Source organism: Nocardia sp. X0981, from assembly GCF_977089955.1.
Map to the genome: position 1 here is coordinate 3,288,920 of NZ_OZ372435.1, position 16,498 is coordinate 3,305,417.

Below are 16,498 nucleotides of genomic sequence, written 5' to 3' on the forward strand. Positions count from 1 at the left end.
CCCGGCTCCACCACGTTCCGGGTGCCGCCGGTGAACGGCGACTTTTCCTCTCCTGTGGTCCCACCTCCTGGAGTCGCCGTACCGCTCGAGGTTCCGCCGCACCCCGCTACCGCCCTGTCTCCTCCGGTAGCCCCACCACCGGAGACAGGTGCGGTCGCTCAGCCCCCGGCGCCGTCCACGGGTTCATCTTCGCCTCCAGTCCTCGACCTGGCTGCCGGTGCGGTCCCCGCGGGTACCCTGTCGGCACCGGGGGCAGCGGCCGGTGCATGGCTGGAGGTAGCGGTCGCTGAGGGTGCGGAGAGCGCCTCCACCATGCCCGCGCCGCTGTCGGTGGGTCCGTTCGCAGCCGAAGCTCATCCGAACAAGGCCAGACGCGCGTTTCCGTCGTTTGTGGTAGGTGATCGGGACGAGGAGGACCTCGTGCTTGCGCGTACTCTCCTCGGTGCGGTTCTTTCAGGGGTCGGCTCGGCGCACGATCCGGAATGGGCGGTCGCGGTGTTGCGCACCCGTGGAGGGCCCGTGGTTCTCCTGACCTCCACTGAAGGACGCGGCTGGTTGCCGCCCGGATTGTTCTTACCGTCGGAAGTTTCCATTCCATGGAGATGGGACGCGGCCATAGGTCGTTTGGCGAAACGGACCACCGCCGCTTTGGAAGGCACCACCGACCCGGCTCGGATGCTCGCCGAGTTCGGCATGCTGATGGCCCATCCCGGCAGGATATGGCTGAGTGCCGTGGCTTCATCCGTGGCGATTCCGGTCGGCTTGCGTGATGCCCTCCAGCGCGAAGGCGTCGCGTTGGAGGGCGCGGTGCCTGCTGCCGAAGCGGCAGTAGATCTCTCCTCACCCGGTGACGGTTTGGTCGATCGGCTAGCTCTGGCCGGCTCCGACACCTTACAAGGTGTGGCTGCCGCGGTACCGGACAGGGAAATTCGGGCCAAATGTTTCGAGTTGGCCAGGTTGGCGGATGCGCGAGTCCGTGCTGCAGTGCCGGCGAGCGACACGGGGTCCACCCTGCGGCGTGCTCACCGTGAGCAGATCCTCGACGCGTTCCGAAACGGGCAAGCTGTACCCACGAGTTGGTGGGAGCAGTTACGAGCCGAGGACGACATAACGGCGGTCACGCTCAGCTCGCAGCGAGTGGACGTGTCCCATATACCCGTCGGTGCCGTACCTGTTGACCTGCCCGGTGCGGAAACTGTCCGAGCTACGGTTTTCGAGCGTCGCGCGGACGAGATGCTCATGTTGCTGGCAAGGGGAGAGCCCGACCGGCAGACGCTTCGCGACATGCTCTATACGTACGGCCAAATAGTCGAACACCCGCAGTGGTCGGCCGTGGCATCTGTGGCCGCACCGGAAGTGCGTCCGATCCCGAGCGCCGAATCTGCCCACAGCTTCGAACCGATCTCCCGAGGCGCTGTTTCCGTCGCAGTCGGAGATTCGTTCGTGTCTGTTCCCGTACGTGAGCCGGGTCCGGCGGGAGCCGAGGATTCCGCTGAACAGAGGAGGGCTTGATGGGCAAGGCAGAGGATGCCGTCGGACTGATCGAAAAACACTACCACGCTGGTACCTGGGATTCTGTCGGTTTTCAGGATGGCCAAGCAAAAGAGGCTCTGGATGCTCTCGCCGCACTGAGCGCAGAGGAATTCGAGCAAGCCTTCAACGATCTCGACTTCACCCATTCGCAATCCTATAAGTACGACGTACGGGAACAGCTCGTTCATGACGCCGGGGACCTCAAGGACGATCCTAAATACAGGGATATAATAAAAGCTCTCGAAACTGACGATCCCGGTCCGGTTGTCCAGGCCAAAAGGGAGAAAGAAGAGGCGAAGTTCGGAGATTATGGTTACGAACGTCGTGATGAGAAGGAACATTTGCACTGGGTCGATCTCTATCAGCCGAAAGGGGCAAGTCCGACGCTGATAGCATTGATCGAGGATACCGAGTTTTCGATGCAGTGGGGGTTGGACACTCTGGGTGCTCGTAACCCTGAGGCCGCACCCGACTTCACCAACCTGCTCGACGGGGATCAGATTACGGACCCGGAAGGTTGGGCGAAGCTCATAAAAGAACATGACGAGGTCAAAAAGCAGCTTTCGGATCGACAGGAAGAAGAAAGCTCTGAGCTCACGGGTGTCAAGGTCAATACCGAGGACTCTGCTGTACTCAACTCGGAAACTTTCAAAAAACTCGTACGAATAAAAGACGATTTAAACAAGGAGCTTTCTAAGGATATAACCGGGGGTCTGGAAAATTTCCGTCGAGCTGGTGACAAATTTGTCTACGATTCCGGCCCGAGTGATAAGACGTATACCTTCTATGAGAAAAATTCGGAGTCGGGTGAATTTATACTTGATCCCACGGCGGAGCAAATTTTTTATGTAGCGGCAATTGATAAAGCTGCCGAGGATTGGGAAAAAGAGTATGCCGATGCTATCGAGAAGTTCCAGAAGAAGGCTAATGATATAGACAAACCCGGGAACGGTAACGACGGGAACGGCAACGACGGGAACGGCAACAACGGCAACGGCAACAACGGGAACGGCAACAACGGCAACGGCAACAACGGCAACGGGGGAGGGGACGCCCAGTTCAACGGTGGCAACAATAACGACGACAAGCCGCAGGACACCGATAAGCCGGCTGATGCCGACAAGGCGCTGGATGATATGGACAAGGAGTTGTCCGATATCCTCGGTGGCCCCACCGGCACCGGGACGCCCGGAGACGAAACGGATCCCACCGGCGGTACCGAGAATGAGGACCCCTCCGGTATCAAAGACCAGCTCATGGACTACGTCAAGGGCGATACCGGAAACGGTGCGACCGCGACTCAGGCGCAACAGCCCCAGCTGCCCCAGCAACAGGCGACCGGCGGTGGATTCGATCCGACGAGCGCGCTGGCGATGCCGCTGATGGCCTCCGCGCTGGCCGGACAGGCGGGGAACGCGTTCGGCGGCAACGAGAAAGAGAAGAAGAAGGACGACCGGGACGAGGACGATCGCCGGGACGGGGACCGGCAGGCTCCCGGTCCCGGACAGCAGTCCCCGGGGACGGCCGTCACACCCGATTCGGGTGCGGCCCCGCAGAATGTGGTCACCGCGTCCACCGATGCCGGCCCCCCGCCCATCGTCAACACACCTGGTATGAATACCGACCACAAGTTGCCGGGCGAAGAGAAGACGATCAAGATGCCGCAGACGGTTTCGGACGCTCTCACCAGGCAGCAGAGCAATCCCGCCATCAACGCGACCACCGCCTATGCCGAGACCTCCGCGGCTCAGGATGCGGACAGCCCGTGGCGAGAGATCGACGTTTCCGAATTGCGGGTGGGCGATGTGATCAAGTGGGAGAACCACAGCGCCGTCCTGTTCCAGAAAGACGGTGGTTGGCACTATGTCATCGGCGATCAGGTGACCCCGCTCGATACGCAGAACCTGGACAGTGCGCAGTTCGGCAAATTCGAGCGGTTCCTGCATCCCACCGGTCTGGATTCCGCTACCACCAACGCCCCGGCTCCCGAGCCCTCGAAGCTGCCGGAGCCGAAGGTCAGTCAGACCGCTCCCGCGGACCCGCCGGCCGTCCAGCCGCCGCGGGAGGTCTGAGCCGGCGCCGACCGGAATACGGAGACGGTTTCGGGCCACCCCTACAGGTGGCCGGAAACCTCCGGCGGGGGATGTTAGTCTCCGCTGAGATCGTCAGAGGGAGGCCGCCATCAACGCGCTGTTGCTCGTCCTGCTGATCGTCGTGCTCGTCGCGGCGGGTATCGCGTTGTTCCTGCTCGTGCGGCGGAAGAACGAGCCCGCCGCACCGCCGGTTCCGGTGGACCCGTTCGCGGACGAGGACACCGACGCCCTCCGGGGCGACCCACGGGCGCTGAAGGCCGGGGATATCGTCGATATCTTCGGGGAGACCTTCACCGTGCGCGGTTCGCTGCGACTGAAAGAGGGCGGGTACCAGTGGAGCGAGCATCTGCTCGATACCGCCAAGGGCACCCGTAAGTGGCTGTCGGTGGAAGAGGACCCGGAGCTCGAGCTGGTGCTGTGGACGGAGACCCCCGGGATACCGGCACCCGGGGGCGCGGAGCTCGAGCACGACGGGAAGCGGTTCCGGTTGGAGGAATCGGGGAACGCGCAGTACCGTAGCGAGGCCACGACCGGCCTGACGCCTTCCGGCACACTGGCCTACCACGACTACGTCGCCGAGGACGGAACCCGGTTGTCGTTCGAGGATTTCGGGGGGTCGGGGAAGAAGGAAGCCGCCTTGGGGCAGGTGGTGTACCGGAGTGCGATTATGATCTACCCGCAGTCGCAGTCCTGAGCGGTAGCCGCTGCGTCACCGGACGGACTGGGCGCCAGACGGGGGAAGGTTTGTTGTGAGTCGTAGGTTTCGGGCGTTCGCGACCCTGTGCGCGATCGTGGTCATGGCGCTGTCGGGATGCGGTTCCGATGACAACGGTGTCAGCGCGCGATCGTATATCTCGTCCCATTACGCGCGGACTCCGAAATTGGACGAGGCGAACAACGGTATGGCCTACACGGCGAACGCAACGCCGACCGCGGCGGCCGACGAGATCACCAAGGCGGCGCGGCCGCTGGATCGCCGCACCTCCGGACCGCTGACCTTCCTGCAGTATCGCGACGACATCATCGCGATCTCGCCGAACGCTTCCGGCGTCAAGATCCTGGTCGACGACTACCGCACCGGTCACCGCCGGCATCACAGCCATGTCAGTGCCTTCGGCTGGCCCAGTGACAACAGCAGCTTCCGCGGCGGCGGTTCCGGTGAGGGAAAGTAACCGGACGCGAACGGATCCACTCTTCCAGGAGGAACAATGCTCGAAGACCTGCCCGCGAACGCCGGGGCCGCGGCCGCCTACGCCGGCCTGGGCTTCGTCCTGATGGTGCTCGGTTTCGTCCTGGTGGATGTGCTCACGCCGGGTAATCTGCGCCACCAGATCTGGATCGAGCGCAACCGCAACGCCGCGCTGCTGGTGGCGGCGAACATGCTGGGCGTCGGCATCATCGTCGCCACCGCGATCTGGACCTCCGACGGTGCGATCGGGCAGGCTCTGGTGTCCAGCGCGGTCTACGGCATCATCGGGCTGATCGCCATGGCGCTGGCCTTCCTGCTGCTGGAGTTCACCACACCGGGGGAATTCCGGGGCGTGGTGAACGAGCACGAACTGCATCCCGGGGTGTGGGTGAGTTCGGCGGTGCACATCGCGGTCGCCGCCGTGGTCGCGGCCGCGCTCACCTGAGTTGCCGGCACCCGAGACATCCACCGGCACCGTCGCCGCCGAGCGGACGACGGCCGGAAACGGGCGCCCCCGGGCGGAGGCCCTCGATGGCGCAGCCCCGGCCGGGCCGCCGGTCACCGGGCGTTTCGCCCGCCTCGCTCTGCTCGTCACGGTCTTCGTCTGCGCGGCCTGCGGGCTGGTGTACGAGCTGTCCCTGGTCACCCTCGGCAGCTATCTGATCGGTGATACCGCCACCCAGGCCTCCATCACCCTCAGCGTGATGGTGTGTGCCATGGGTGTCGGAGCGCTGGCCGCGAAACCGCTGCGGCACCGGGCCGCCGCCGCGTTCGTCGTGGTGGAACTCGCGCTGGCGCTGGTCGGCGGTATGTCGGTTCTGGTCCTGTACGCGGCCTATGCCTGGCTCAACCTCTACACTGCCGCGCTGGTGGTGGCGGCGGGGGTGATCGGTGCGCTGGTGGGCGCGGAGATCCCCCTGCTGATGGAGATGCTGCAGCGCATCCGGAGGCAGGCGGCGGGCAGCGCGGTGGCCGATCTGTTCGCGGCCGACTACGTGGGCGCGTTGCTGGGTGGGCTGGCGTTTCCGTTCGTGCTGCTGCCGGTATTCGGGCAGATCCGGGGCAGTCTCATCGTGGGCGTGGTGAACGCGGTGGCGGGGCTGATACTGGTGCTGGTGTGGTTCCGGGCCGATCTGTCGCATCTGGTGAAGGTGAGCTTCGGCGCGCTCACTCTGCTCGTCGCGGGAGCGCTGGTCGGCAGCTATGTGTATGCCGACCGGTTCGAGGCCACGGCGCAGCAGGCGCTGTTCGCGCATCCGATCGTCTGGCAGCGGCAGACCGAATACCAGAAGATCGTGCTCACCGAATCCCTGTCCCCGTTCGGCACCCGCGACACCCGGCTGTTCCTCAACGGCGACCTGCAGTTCTCGTCGGTGGACGAATACCGCTACCACGAGGCCATGGTGCATCCGGCGCTCGCCGGGTCCCGGCGCGACGTACTGGTCATCGGTGGCGGCGACGGTCTCGCGCTTCGCGAGATCCTGAAGTATCCGGACGTGCGGACGGTCACCCTGGTCGAACTCGATCCGGTCGTCGTGGAACTGGCCCGGAGGGATACCCGGCTGACCGAGCTCAACCGCGACTCCTTCGCCGATCCGCGGGTGCGGGTGATCACCGCGGACGCGTTCACCTGGCTGCGGACCGCCGAACCCGGCTACGACGCGGTGATCGTGGACCTGCCCGACCCGGATCAGACCTCCATCGCCAAGCTCTACTCCACCGAGTTCTATGCCATGGCCGCGCGCGTGCTGGCGCCCGAGGGCACCATGGTGGTGCAGGCGGGATCACCGTTCTTCGCACCCCGCTCCTTCTGGTGTATCGCCGCGACGGTGCGCACCTCCGGGCTGCATGTTCTGCCCTATCACGTGGATGTGCCGAGTTTCGGTGACTGGGGTTTTCTCCTGGCCACCCGCGCTCCCATCGCGGGGCTCACCATCGACCCACCCGCGCCGTTGCGTTCGATCGACGAGTCGAGCCTGCGCGCGGCGACGGTTTTCGCGCCGGATCGCCGCGATACGGGTGAGCGGCCGTCCACGCTGATGCACCCGGTGATCCTCGATCTCGCGCGCAGTGAATGGGTCTGACACCGGTGGGTTTCAGCGGGGTGGTCGCCAGGACAGCACCGGCGCGAGCGCCCGCAGGGCGGCGCTGTCCGGTATGAGGCGGAGCGCGGTGTCGCGCAGTACCGCGGCCGGCGGCCAGGACAGCTGGAGCGCGGTGCCCATCCGGCGCGACAGTGTGAGCAGCGGCCGGACCCGGGCTCGGCGGAGCCGGTCGTATTCGGTCAGGGCGGCGGGCACGGGGAACCGGTCGAGCAAGGCGGCCAGGGTGACGGCGTCCTCGATGGCCAGGTTCGCGCCCTGGCCCAGATTCGGGGTCATGGCGTGGGCGGCGTCGCCGAGGAGGGCCACCCGGCCGCGCGTATAGCTCCGTAGGGGCGGCAGCTCGTGGATATCGTGGCGCAGCAGGGCCGCTGGGTCGGCCGCGGCCAGCAGTGCCGGGATCGGCTCGTGCCAGTGGCCGAACCGGCGCCGCACCTCGTCGAGCTCCCCCGCGGGGCCGCGCTGCCCCGCAGGCAGGTTCGCGGTGGCGAAAACGTAGACCCGGCCGTCACGTAACGGCGCGATACCGAAACGTTGCCCGCGCCCCAGCGTTTCGCCGCCGGAGTGGACGGCGGTGTCCGGCGAGACGATGGTCCGCCACGCGGTATAACCCGCGTAGACCGGTCCTCGCGCCGTCGGCCACAGGGCTGTACGGACGGTGCTGTCGATACCGTCCGCGCCGAGTACCAGATCGGCTTCGTGGCTACCGTGACCGTGCCACACCCGGGCGCCGTGCGGGGTGGCCTCCAGCCGTCGCACGGTGGTGCCGAGCCGGAGCGCTTCCGCTCCGAGTGCCTCGCGCAGGATCTCGGAGAGCAGGGCGCGATGGATCACCACCAGATCCCCGAAGCGCCGCCGGAGTTCGGTGCTATCGGTTCGTGCCAGCCACTTTCCGGCGGGGGTGCGCATCCCCCCTTCGAGCGCGGGCAGCGCCTGCTCCCGGACGGCGCCGGCCACGCCGATCACCTCGAGGCCGCGTAATCCGTTCGGCCACAGGCTCAGACCGGAACCCGCGGGCGTCACCGCGGCGGCTCGTTCCAGTACCACCACCCGCCAGCCCCGCTGTCGCAATGCCACGGCGGCGGTCAGGCCCGCGATACCGGCGCCCACGACGACGGCACGTCGCTCGGCCCCGTTCGGTTCCCCGGCCATCGCCACCTCCGAAGTCGAGTCCGGTACGCGTCGATTATCGTCGTCGGTCCGGGTGGCCTCCACGGTGGCGGCGTGTGGCCTTCGACTCGACCGCGAGCCGGGTGCGTACCGGTCTGCTACCGGGGAGGGGATATCGGGGCGGAGTCGGTGGCGATGGCGGTGCCCGTCGCGTCGCCCGGGTCCGCCGGGTCGTCCCCGGCTTCCGCGGTGCCGGTTTCCTGGGGGGCGCTGGTGGTCGGCGACGTACTCGTCTCGGTGGAGGTGGGAGCCGTCGTCTCCGGCGGGGTCGTCGTGGGTTCGGTCGTACCGGTGGTGGTGCTCGGCGCCGGTGTGCTGGTGGTCGTCGCGGGCGGGCGCGTGGTGGTAGTGGTGGGGTCGGGAGAGGGATCCGGTGGCGGGGATACGGGTGCCGAGGTGCCGGGAGCGGGTGTACCCCCCGCTCCGGGGATGCCCGGTACGATCACCGGCGCTACCGGCACCGTGCCCGTAACGGTCACCCCCGGCGGGGACGTGGGGTCGTGGAGCTGCGGTGACTCCGCCACGGCCGGTGGGTCCACCGGGCCGGCCGATGCCGGGCCGGGCGCGACGGTCGCCGAGGACGTGACGGGTACCGCTGGGTCGGGCGGGTCGGTGACGAGCGTGCCGCCGTCCCGGGCGAGCGCGAGAGCCGAGGCCCCTACCACCACGAGGGCCGAGACGGACGCGGCCGCAACGGTATGCCGCCGCTTCCGCTTCCGCGGCCGCGGAAGCGGCGGGGGCTCGGGCGCCGTCGGCGGTAGCAGGGCGTGCTGGGCGGCGGCCGCGAGCTCCCCGGCCGATCCGTAACGTTCCTCGGGTTTCTTCGCCATCCCGGTGGCGATCACCGGGTCGAAGGCCGCCGGGATCCCGGCGGCGGACGGGCGCGGAGGCTCGTCGGTCAGATGCGCGGCGATCTGCCGTTCCACACTGTCCCCGCGATACGGTTTCGTACCCGCCAGGCATTCGTACAGCACGCAGGCCAGGGCGTACACATCCGAACGCGCGTCCGTTTCGCCGAGGGTGAGCCGTTCGGGTGCCATATAGGCCAGGGTGCCGATCATCACCCCGGCCGCGGTGAGCGTGGTGTCGCTTCCACCGCGGGCTATGCCGAAATCGATCAGGTACGCGAAACCCTCGGCGGTGAGCAGGATGTTCGACGGTTTCACATCGCGGTGCAGCAGGCCCTGGGCGTGCGCGGCGTCCAGGGCGGAGGCGATCTGGGTGATCACGTGGACCGCGGTGGCGGGTTCGAGCCGGCCCTTCTCCTCCAGGAGGGTGGCGAGGTCGGGGGCCTCGACCAGGCGCATATCCAGGAAGAGGCGGCCGTCGATTTCGCCGAAATCGTGGAGCGGCACGATATGCGGGTTGGACAGTCGTGCCACTATCTGCGCTTCGCGCTGGAATCTCTTGCGGTAGACGGTGTCCTCGGCGAACTGCGGGGACAGCAGCTTCAGCGCCACCATCCGATCGGTACCCGTGTCGTAGGCGCGATGGACTTCTCCCATGGCACCCGCCCCGAGTGGATCGAGTAGTCGGTAACGACCGAACTCCGTACCTTCCACGAGCAACCGATCCACATCCTGTGATCTCGCACAGCACCTCATCATCGGGTACCGGCCGGAACAGCGCTGATAATAGCCGATTTCGCTATCCGGGCCGTTCGCCGGGTCCCATGGATTCGACCGGCGGATCCGCGAACACCGTGCCGGCGGTGCCGGTGGCCAGGCGGGCGGCCGCCGCCGCGTTCACCCGTAATGCGAAGCGGCCGGTGGCGGGGTCGAGCGCGATCAACCCGTACTCGCGGTCGACCTCCTCCGCGCGCAGGCGCAGTGCCCGCAACGCGTCGGAGAGCGTCGAATCCGGCGGAAGTACGACGGTGAGCAGCGGCATTCCTCCACGCTACGCGCGAGCGGCGGCCTTCTGCAGTTCGGCGAGCAGGGCACGTGGCTCGGCGATTCCGTATCCGTGGTCGTGATCGAATCCGGCACCGCCGCGGTCCGCGGCGGTGCGCTGGATCAGTTCCCGCAGCCGGGCCGGGGGTAGCGCCGTGGCCGGCCATCGGGTGCGGAACGCGGCGATCACCCCGGCCAGTACCGGGCAGGCCGTCGAGGTGCCGGTATCGGGCTCGTCCGGACCGAACGCGGTGGAGCCGAGGAAATGGGTGTAGGAGCAGATATCGGGTTTGCGATCGGCCAGCCGGCCCGGCCCCTGCGACGAATACCCCACGCGCCGGCCCCCGGTGTCGACCCCGCCGACCGACAGGACGCTCGGATGCGAGTTCGCCCCGGTGATCGGACGGTCCGGATAGGCGCAGCGTCCGTCCGGGCAGTCGCGCCCGCAGTTACCGGCGGCGAAGAGGATATCGGCGCCGGCCGCCGCTAGGTGTAGTTCCCCGTGAGGTTGTGAACGCGGGCTGCGGGAGTTTGGCCGCCGAGGCTCGTGTGTGGGCGGTGGTGATTGTAGTGATGCAGCCAGTCGCTGTAGGTCGCTGAGCGGGCGGCCTCGCTGTTGTAGGTGCGGGCGTAGGCCCATTCGGTGGCGAGGGTGCGGTTGAACCGTTCGACCTTGCCGTTGGTTTGCGGCCGGTAGGGGCGGGTCCGTTTGTGGGTGATGGTTCCCAGCGCTGCGGCGAACTCGCGTGACCTGTAGCAGGACCCGTTGTCGGTCATCACCGCCTCGACGGTGATCCCGGCCGCGGTGAAGAACGCGTTGGCCCGCTGCCAGAACCCGGCAGCGGTGTGTTTGCGTTCATCATCGAGTATCTCCGAATACGCCAGCCGGGTGTGGTCGTCGACAGCGTGGTGGAGGTAGCGGTAACCACGGGAAGCGGCTGCTCCCGCCCGCCCTGCTCGGTCGCGTGCGGCTCCGGCAGCGCGGTCGGGGGCCGAGCCGCGGCCGTGGGCTCGCCATCCACCACCGTCGGGAATGCGGCCTTGCTTTTTGATATCGACATGGACCAGCTGACCGGGCCGGGTCTTCTCGTAGCGGACCGGGCGCGGGCGGCGCACCGGCAGACCGGTGGCCTGGTCGACCTGGCGCAGGAGCGGCATCCGGTATCGGGCCAGGACCCGGCCGACGGTCGAGCGAGCCATACCGAGGTGGAAAGCGATCCGGTGTGGACCCCACCGGCGGGTGAACCGCAGACCGATTATCCGGCGTTCGGTTCGTGATGGTGTCCGGTTCGGGAAACGATGAGGACGTGAGGATCGGTCGGTCATCGGCAGGCCGGACCGGTACCGATCGGCCCATTTCTTCGCTGTCGCCGGCGAACACTGAAACCGTTGCGCGGCCCGGCGAACCGGCCAGCCGTGATCGACTACGAGCCGGGCAAGACGTTGCCGACCCACGGGTGAGAGCGGGGCATTACCGTGGAGCACGAAGACCTCCGTGGACTGACGTGAGTGTGGTGACCCACATCGTCGCGGAGGTCTTCGCTCACTTCACCCGACCACAACGTCCCGGGGAACTACAGCTAGGGAGCCCACGATGACGTTGAACGGGTGGTCCGGATTGTCGGAGTAGTTGCCCGGATCGCCGACCGGGAAATCCCATTGCGGCGCGAAGGTGCCCCAGCTGTTGCTGATCACCAGCGCGCGCCGGTCCTCGGGTTGTTCGGTCAGCACGGTACGCAGATGGGCGAAGGCGGCCACGGCGTCGGAGAGCAACCCGTCCATCTCGCTACCGCCGGACCGGGAGCTGCGCAGCAAGGGGATATCGAGATAGGTGGCGCGCGGCGCGGCGATGAGCGCGTCGAAGGCGCACATGGTGCCGTGGTCGACCGCGAATTCGCCCGCGGTACCGCGCACTCCGGCCGGATTCCAGCTGCGGGCGGTATCGATGGTGATCGGGACACCGCCGGCCGCGCGTACTTTCGCGGCGTTGATGCCGGTGTCCAGTACGGCCAGCGGCACTCCCTCGCCGGTGAGTCCGGCGGCGGCGAGTTCGTCGCGGCCCAGGAGATTCGCGACCTCGGTCCAGGTGCCGACCGGGCCGTCGGTGCCGCAGGTGAGGATCGGTTCGATCACCGGGTCCGCGAAAACACCGGCCACACCGGTGGCGGTGGTGATCGCGGCGCGGGCGGCCGGGTCGTCGTCGGGTATTTCACCGCGCACCAGGTACGCGCCGGTGTCCTGGCGGGTTCCACCGGCCGCCGGCCCGCTCGCCGGTACGGCCACCGCCGCGAAAGCCGGGTCGAGCGTGAATCCGGGGACTTCGCCGGTGATTTCCGCGGCGGAGATCGGGGAAGCGGAAGAGGTTGCGGCGGAAACGACTTCGGGCGCTGGGCGGAGCTCGAGCAGGACTCGCATGCCGCCATAGTGCCTGCGCCGCGCCTGCCTCGCAATCGAGGCCCGGATCCGGGGAGCCCGCCACGGCCGGTTGCCCGGCCGGAGGGTGGTGCGCGCGGTGCGCGGCGCCTCCTGTCCGGAGGCGCCGGCGCGTTCCGTCGCGCGCCGGGCGCTGCGTCCGGGTCGGTCGTCTACCCCGCCGGGTTCTGGTTGCGTCCGTTGCCGCTGTGAGCGGGTGGTGCGATCAGCGCCGGACCGGTGCGGCCGGGATACGGTGGCCGGTGAGGCGGTGCAGGACCGCCTGATGGGCTTCCCAGCCGTCCGGGAACTTCACCGGCACCCCGAGATAGACCGGTTCCGCCGAGGGATGGGCGTCGAGGAGTTCACCGATCCCGGCGCGGCCCACCACGATACAGGCGTGGCGGTGCCGCGAGGCCAGGACGCACAGGCGCCCGGCTTCCAGATGGAACGCGCCGGCGTCGCGGCGGCCCGAGAGGGGATGCAGCACGACGGTGACATCGTATTCCCGGCCCTGCAACCGGTTCGCGGTATCCACGGTGACCGTTTCGGCGACGGTACCGGCCAGGGCGTCGCGTACCGCCTGGGCCTGGTCGCGGTGGGCGGTGCCGACCGCGATCCGGGTGGCGTCCACCGGGCGGGTGCCGTGTTCGGAATGCGCGATACCGCCGCGTTCCAGCAGCCGGCAGGTGAGGTCGGCGATGGCGGCCACCGCCTCCGCGTCGGTGCGCAGGGTGTGCCGGGCCGGGAGTTCGTAGTACGCCCAGCCGTGTGCCGCCGCCTCGTCCAGTACCTCGTCCACCGGACCCCGCAGGCCCCGTGTGCCGAATTCCAGCCGCCGCTGTTCGGGCCGGGTACCGGCCTCGAACGGAGCGAACGGGTAGAACGCCGAGGAGACCACCGAGGCCGCCGACGGGGGCAGCCGCCAGGACACCGGCAGTGTGTGCACCGGAATACCGTCGTTGTGGTTGAGCATCACCGCCACCGCGCTCATGGTGGGGTCCCAGGACAGGCCCGCCCAGCGGTCGGAGTCCACGGTCGCGAACGGGTCCAGCTGGCCGGGATCGCCCACGAAGAGTCCGCGTTCGAAACGGTTCGCGATCCGCAGCAACATATCCGAACGCATCTGATAGGCCTCGTCGACGATCGCGTACGACCAGCGGCCCTCGTCCAGGGTGGCCCATTTCGCGGCGGTCCCGATCACGAGGGCGCAATTCTCGAGGTCGGCGGGGCGGGTGGCGACCTCGACGTTGTCCCGGTCGATCCGCGCGCTGCGGCGGTAGTCGCCGGCGGAGAGGCGGCCGATGCGCAGACCCGGGTCGGCGGTGGCGAGCCGGTCGATGAGGTCGTCGACCTGTTCGTTGGTCTGCGCCACGATCATGCGCTGTTCGTCGTCGGCGGCGGCGAGCTGCCGGGCGGCGCGCACCACCAGGGTGGATTTGCCCGCACCGGGTGGTGAGTCGACCACCAGGGCGCGATGCGCGGGATCGTCGAGATCGGTAAGGATCCGGCCGATCACCTCGTCGGCTGTGCTCACGACCATTCCTCCGCGGGTTCGGGGGTGGGTTCCGGCGGCGGGCCGCCGTGCGTCCACGGCGTCTCCTCGCGGGGTGGGAGTTTGGCGGGCGGCCCGGCGAAACCGGTGGGGGAGAAGCGGGCGAAACCGATGGCGTCGCCTTCCTCCGGGACGCTGCCCGCGGCGGGATTCTTGCCCTGGCCCATCCCGCTCACCAGTTCCAGCTGGATCACTTCCTCCTCGACCGCCACCACTTCGGCTTTCTGGTTGGGGCGGTCGATGCGGATCAGTGTTTCCCCGATCCGCGCGCGAAACGGATCGGCGGTGTGCACCCAGAGATAGGGTCGCGGTACCTCGCGGGATTTCGGTTTCGCCCGCCGCTCCGGTTCGCAGGCGAGGACCTGCCCCTGGAAGGCTTCACCCACCAAGCGGTATTCGATGAGCACCCGCGGATCGTCGAAGGCCCGCTGCGCCTGGAACGTATCGAGGGCCTGCTCCTGCTTGAGCAACCGCCGGGTCGCCGAGACCGCCGAATCCCGGCGCGCCTGCGGATATCCCTCCGGGATATCGGCCGCGAACCAGGAGAACGCGGACCGGTCGTCGGTCCACCGTTTCTCCACGCTCGCACCCGCGGGCAGCTCGCGCAGCAACTCCACGGCGCGCCACATCAGCCGCCAGGTCGGTTCCAGCTGTCCGCGCAGCGCCTGTTCCAGGCGTTCGGCGGCGACGACCCGGGCCCATTCGTGCGCGGCGGTGTCGTAGGCGGTGATGAGCGGCGCCAGCTCCTCGTTGTCGAATCCGGGGTCGGTGGCCGGACCCGCGGGCGGATGCGCCAGTGGGTCCTCGGCGAGGGCGGCGGCCTCCGGGCCGGTCATCCCGGCCGGGGGGTCGATCCAGCCGAGCAGGGCGGCGAGGTTCCCGTCTTCCAGCGCGGACTGTCCGGACGCCCAATGGGTGGTGAGTACCGAGGTCATCGCCAGGCAGACGCTCGAACCGGGGAAATCGGACCGGTCGCCGAACCAGGTGAGCCATCTGCCCAGCAGCGGTAGCGTTTCCGGGACCGCGTTCTCCCCCTCCGTGCGGTGGAAGCGCACCGACCGGCCCAGCAGCCGCAGGAACTCCACGCCGCCGGGGTTGGGTACCAGCAGTTGCGGGGCGTCCAGGTAGCGCAGGTAGGTTTCCCCGGTCGATTTCACCGTCAGCTCTTCGGCGTCCTCGCAGAAGGCCGAGATATACGGCAGCACCCGGTCGGCGAGCTGTTCGATGAATCGCAGGCGCAGCACCCGGTCGCGCGGTTGCGCGACGATCAGCACGGTCGAATCGTGCGGGGTGGAACCGAACATCACCGCCAGTGGTGCCGCGGATTCTCCCGCCAGCCGCAGCGGCACCAGCACCAGCGGACGCTCCGAGAGGTGATAGTGGCGCCGGGCGGCGATGGGTTCGGCCCGCCCGGTGCGCGCCGCGGTGACCTTGGCCAGCGCGCCGAGCACGCTCATCCGGCGACCTCGAGCCGCAGGGCGTGCGCCCGCCGCAGCATTTCCGCGATATCGGCGTGTTCGGGACCCGGTTCCAGGGTGCCCTCGGCGAGGCCCAGCACGGTGTCGAGGTTGTCGATACCGCCGAGGTCGTCGCAGACACCGCGGCCGAGGGTGTCCACCGAGCCGTGGGCCCGCGCCTCGGAACGGCAGGCGAAGGCCAGCTCGCAGCTCGCCATGCACTCCGGTGCGTAGCGGGACGGGATGGCCGCGATGGTGTCGGACAGGCCTTCCCCCGGCGTGAACGATGTGCCCGGCGGCACCAGATCCAGCAGGGTGTCGATCGAGGTGAGCCGCGAGAGCTGCCGTCCGATCACCGCGAGTTGTTTACGCAGATCGACCAGTGCCGCGGTGGGGCGGTTGGTGAAATCCCGGGCGCACACCAGAATAGATTCGTGGGACACCAGATCCGGTGAATGCCCCAGTTCCCGGAGCAGTTCCCGCAGCGCCAGTACGTACACGGCCGATTGCCGGGCGGCCGAGGCCACCTGCGCGGGGTCGGCCCGGCCGTCCACCACGGCGAACGATTTGATCTCCACCACGTGGAAGAGCCCGCCGATCTGCAGCGCCACCACATCGGGTTCGAGATAGGCGGGGGCGCCGGCGATCTCCAGTCGCAGCATCGGGTGATCGAACAGGGTGCCCGCGCCGGAGGTCAGGGCCTGCCCCAGGAGTTGTCTGGTGCGCTGGTACCGCACGGAATTGGTGGCGTTGTCGCCGACGGTCTCCAGATCGTGGTATCCGACCTCCGGGATGGTCAGGCCCAGTTCCTGGCGTAGCAGCCGCAGCAGTTCCGCGCAGCCGTGGGCCTTCACCATGGCCTCGAAGGCGTTGCCGCGGGTGATGGCGAACGGGGACTGACCGAACTGGGGCGGGAACCCCAGCTCCCGGGCGATCACGGTTTTGTCCACCGCGGCGGCGTCCAGGAGCGCCCGCCGGGTGCAGCCCGGGTTGGCGGTGAGCGTGGCAATGGTCCGGGCGTTGTGGCGGGTGGTGGGTGCGTCGCCGCGCAGCTCGTCCAGGCGGTTGGTCAGGGTTTTCTCCGCAAGCGTCATC

At 68.1% G+C, this 16,498-nt stretch carries 15 protein-coding genes; 6 read left to right on the forward strand and 9 right to left on the reverse strand.

All coding sequences use genetic code 11. The features are described 5' to 3' along the window. The first annotated feature begins 312 nt into the window (after positions 1–312). The 6 genes from ACYR7D_RS14500 (at position 313) to ACYR7D_RS14525 (ending at position 6,899) form a co-directional block, all read left to right on the forward strand. Positions 313–1,512: a hypothetical protein gene (locus ACYR7D_RS14500; RefSeq protein ID WP_459550328.1), complete on the forward strand. Its 1,200-nt coding sequence runs from the start codon at positions 313–315 to the stop codon at positions 1,510–1,512. Continuing rightward, on the forward strand, positions 1,512–3,605 hold the full coding sequence (locus tag ACYR7D_RS14505; RefSeq protein WP_459545108.1) for a two-component system regulatory protein YycI: 2,094 nt from the start codon (positions 1,512–1,514) through the stop codon (positions 3,603–3,605). Before ACYR7D_RS14500 ends, ACYR7D_RS14505 begins: the two co-directional genes overlap by 1 nt. Positions 3,606–3,726: 121 nt before the next feature. After that, positions 3,727–4,320, forward strand: a complete 594-nt coding sequence (locus ACYR7D_RS14510; RefSeq protein ID WP_459545109.1) for a DUF4178 domain-containing protein — start codon at positions 3,727–3,729, stop codon at positions 4,318–4,320. A gap of 55 nt (positions 4,321–4,375) precedes the next feature. Beyond that, entirely contained in the window at positions 4,376–4,798 is a 423-nt protein-coding gene (locus ACYR7D_RS14515) for a DUF4247 domain-containing protein (RefSeq protein ID WP_459545110.1), read from the forward strand. A gap of 36 nt (positions 4,799–4,834) precedes the next feature. Then, positions 4,835–5,260, forward strand: coding sequence for a DUF350 domain-containing protein (locus tag ACYR7D_RS14520; protein WP_459545111.1), 426 nt, complete (start codon positions 4,835–4,837; stop codon positions 5,258–5,260). 1 nt (position 5,261) lies between these two features. Beyond that, positions 5,262–6,899, forward strand: coding sequence for a polyamine aminopropyltransferase (locus tag ACYR7D_RS14525; RefSeq protein ID WP_459545112.1), 1,638 nt, complete (start codon positions 5,262–5,264; stop codon positions 6,897–6,899). Positions 6,900–6,911: 12 nt separating this feature from the next. On the opposite strand, the gene ACYR7D_RS14530 is transcribed toward ACYR7D_RS14525, so the two are convergent. The 9 genes from ACYR7D_RS14530 to ACYR7D_RS14570 form a co-directional block, all read right to left on the reverse strand. Beyond that, the gene (locus ACYR7D_RS14530; protein WP_459545113.1) at positions 6,912–8,069 is read right to left on the reverse strand and encodes an FAD-dependent oxidoreductase; all 1,158 of its coding nucleotides are present in this window, start codon (positions 8,067–8,069) and stop codon (positions 6,912–6,914) included. Between the two features lie 116 nt (positions 8,070–8,185). Further along, positions 8,186–9,649, reverse strand: a complete 1,464-nt coding sequence (locus ACYR7D_RS14535; RefSeq protein ID WP_459550159.1) for a serine/threonine-protein kinase — start codon at positions 9,647–9,649, stop codon at positions 8,186–8,188. Positions 9,650–9,734: 85 nt separating this feature from the next. Further along, positions 9,735–9,977, reverse strand: a complete 243-nt coding sequence (locus tag ACYR7D_RS14540) for a hypothetical protein (protein ID WP_459545114.1) — start codon at positions 9,975–9,977, stop codon at positions 9,735–9,737. 9 nt (positions 9,978–9,986) lie between these two features. After that, the gene (locus tag ACYR7D_RS14545; protein WP_459550160.1) at positions 9,987–10,562 is read right to left on the reverse strand and encodes a S8 family serine peptidase; all 576 of its coding nucleotides are present in this window, start codon (positions 10,560–10,562) and stop codon (positions 9,987–9,989) included. After that, complete coding sequence (locus tag ACYR7D_RS14550; RefSeq protein WP_459545115.1) at positions 10,466–11,464, reverse strand: IS481 family transposase; 999 nt, start codon at positions 11,462–11,464, stop codon at positions 10,466–10,468. Before ACYR7D_RS14550 ends, ACYR7D_RS14545 begins: the two co-directional genes overlap by 97 nt. A gap of 63 nt (positions 11,465–11,527) precedes the next feature. Next, positions 11,528–12,394 carry a hypothetical protein gene (locus ACYR7D_RS14555; protein ID WP_459545116.1) on the reverse strand — a complete coding sequence of 289 codons (867 nt, stop codon included), beginning with the start codon at positions 12,392–12,394 and terminating at the stop codon, positions 11,528–11,530. Between the two features lie 223 nt (positions 12,395–12,617). Continuing rightward, positions 12,618–13,928 (reverse strand): AAA domain-containing protein, encoded by a 1,311-nt coding sequence (locus ACYR7D_RS14560; protein WP_459545117.1) that lies wholly within the window; start codon positions 13,926–13,928, stop codon positions 12,618–12,620. Continuing rightward, entirely contained in the window at positions 13,925–15,403 is a 1,479-nt protein-coding gene (locus ACYR7D_RS14565; RefSeq protein ID WP_459545118.1) for a hypothetical protein, read from the reverse strand. The genes ACYR7D_RS14560 and ACYR7D_RS14565 overlap by 4 nt, the downstream gene beginning before the upstream one ends. Beyond that, positions 15,400–16,497, reverse strand: a complete 1,098-nt coding sequence (locus ACYR7D_RS14570; RefSeq protein WP_459545119.1) for a hypothetical protein — start codon at positions 16,495–16,497, stop codon at positions 15,400–15,402. The genes ACYR7D_RS14565 and ACYR7D_RS14570 overlap by 4 nt, the downstream gene beginning before the upstream one ends. Between the last annotated feature and the right edge of the window lies 1 nt (position 16,498).

Bases quoted from the DNA above. Each gene is read 5' to 3' on its own strand.
- ACYR7D_RS14570 (WP_459545119.1), bottom strand. From the start codon at position 16,497: ATGACGCTTGCGGAGAAAACCCTGACCAACCGCCTGGACGAGCTGCGC.
- ACYR7D_RS14530 (WP_459545113.1), bottom strand. From the start codon at position 8,069: ATGGCCGGGGAACCGAACGGGGCCGAGCGACGTGCCGTCGTCGTGGGC.
- ACYR7D_RS14565 (WP_459545118.1), bottom strand. From the start codon at position 15,403: ATGAGCGTGCTCGGCGCGCTGGCCAAGGTCACCGCGGCGCGCACCGGG.
- ACYR7D_RS14555 (WP_459545116.1), bottom strand. From the start codon at position 12,394: ATGCGAGTCCTGCTCGAGCTCCGCCCAGCGCCCGAAGTCGTTTCCGCC.
- ACYR7D_RS14500 (WP_459550328.1), top strand. From the start codon at position 313: ATGCCCGCGCCGCTGTCGGTGGGTCCGTTCGCAGCCGAAGCTCATCCG.
- ACYR7D_RS14505 (WP_459545108.1), top strand. From the start codon at position 1,512: ATGGGCAAGGCAGAGGATGCCGTCGGACTGATCGAAAAACACTACCAC.
- ACYR7D_RS14540 (WP_459545114.1), bottom strand. From the start codon at position 9,977: ATGCCGCTGCTCACCGTCGTACTTCCGCCGGATTCGACGCTCTCCGAC.
- ACYR7D_RS14520 (WP_459545111.1), top strand. From the start codon at position 4,835: ATGCTCGAAGACCTGCCCGCGAACGCCGGGGCCGCGGCCGCCTACGCC.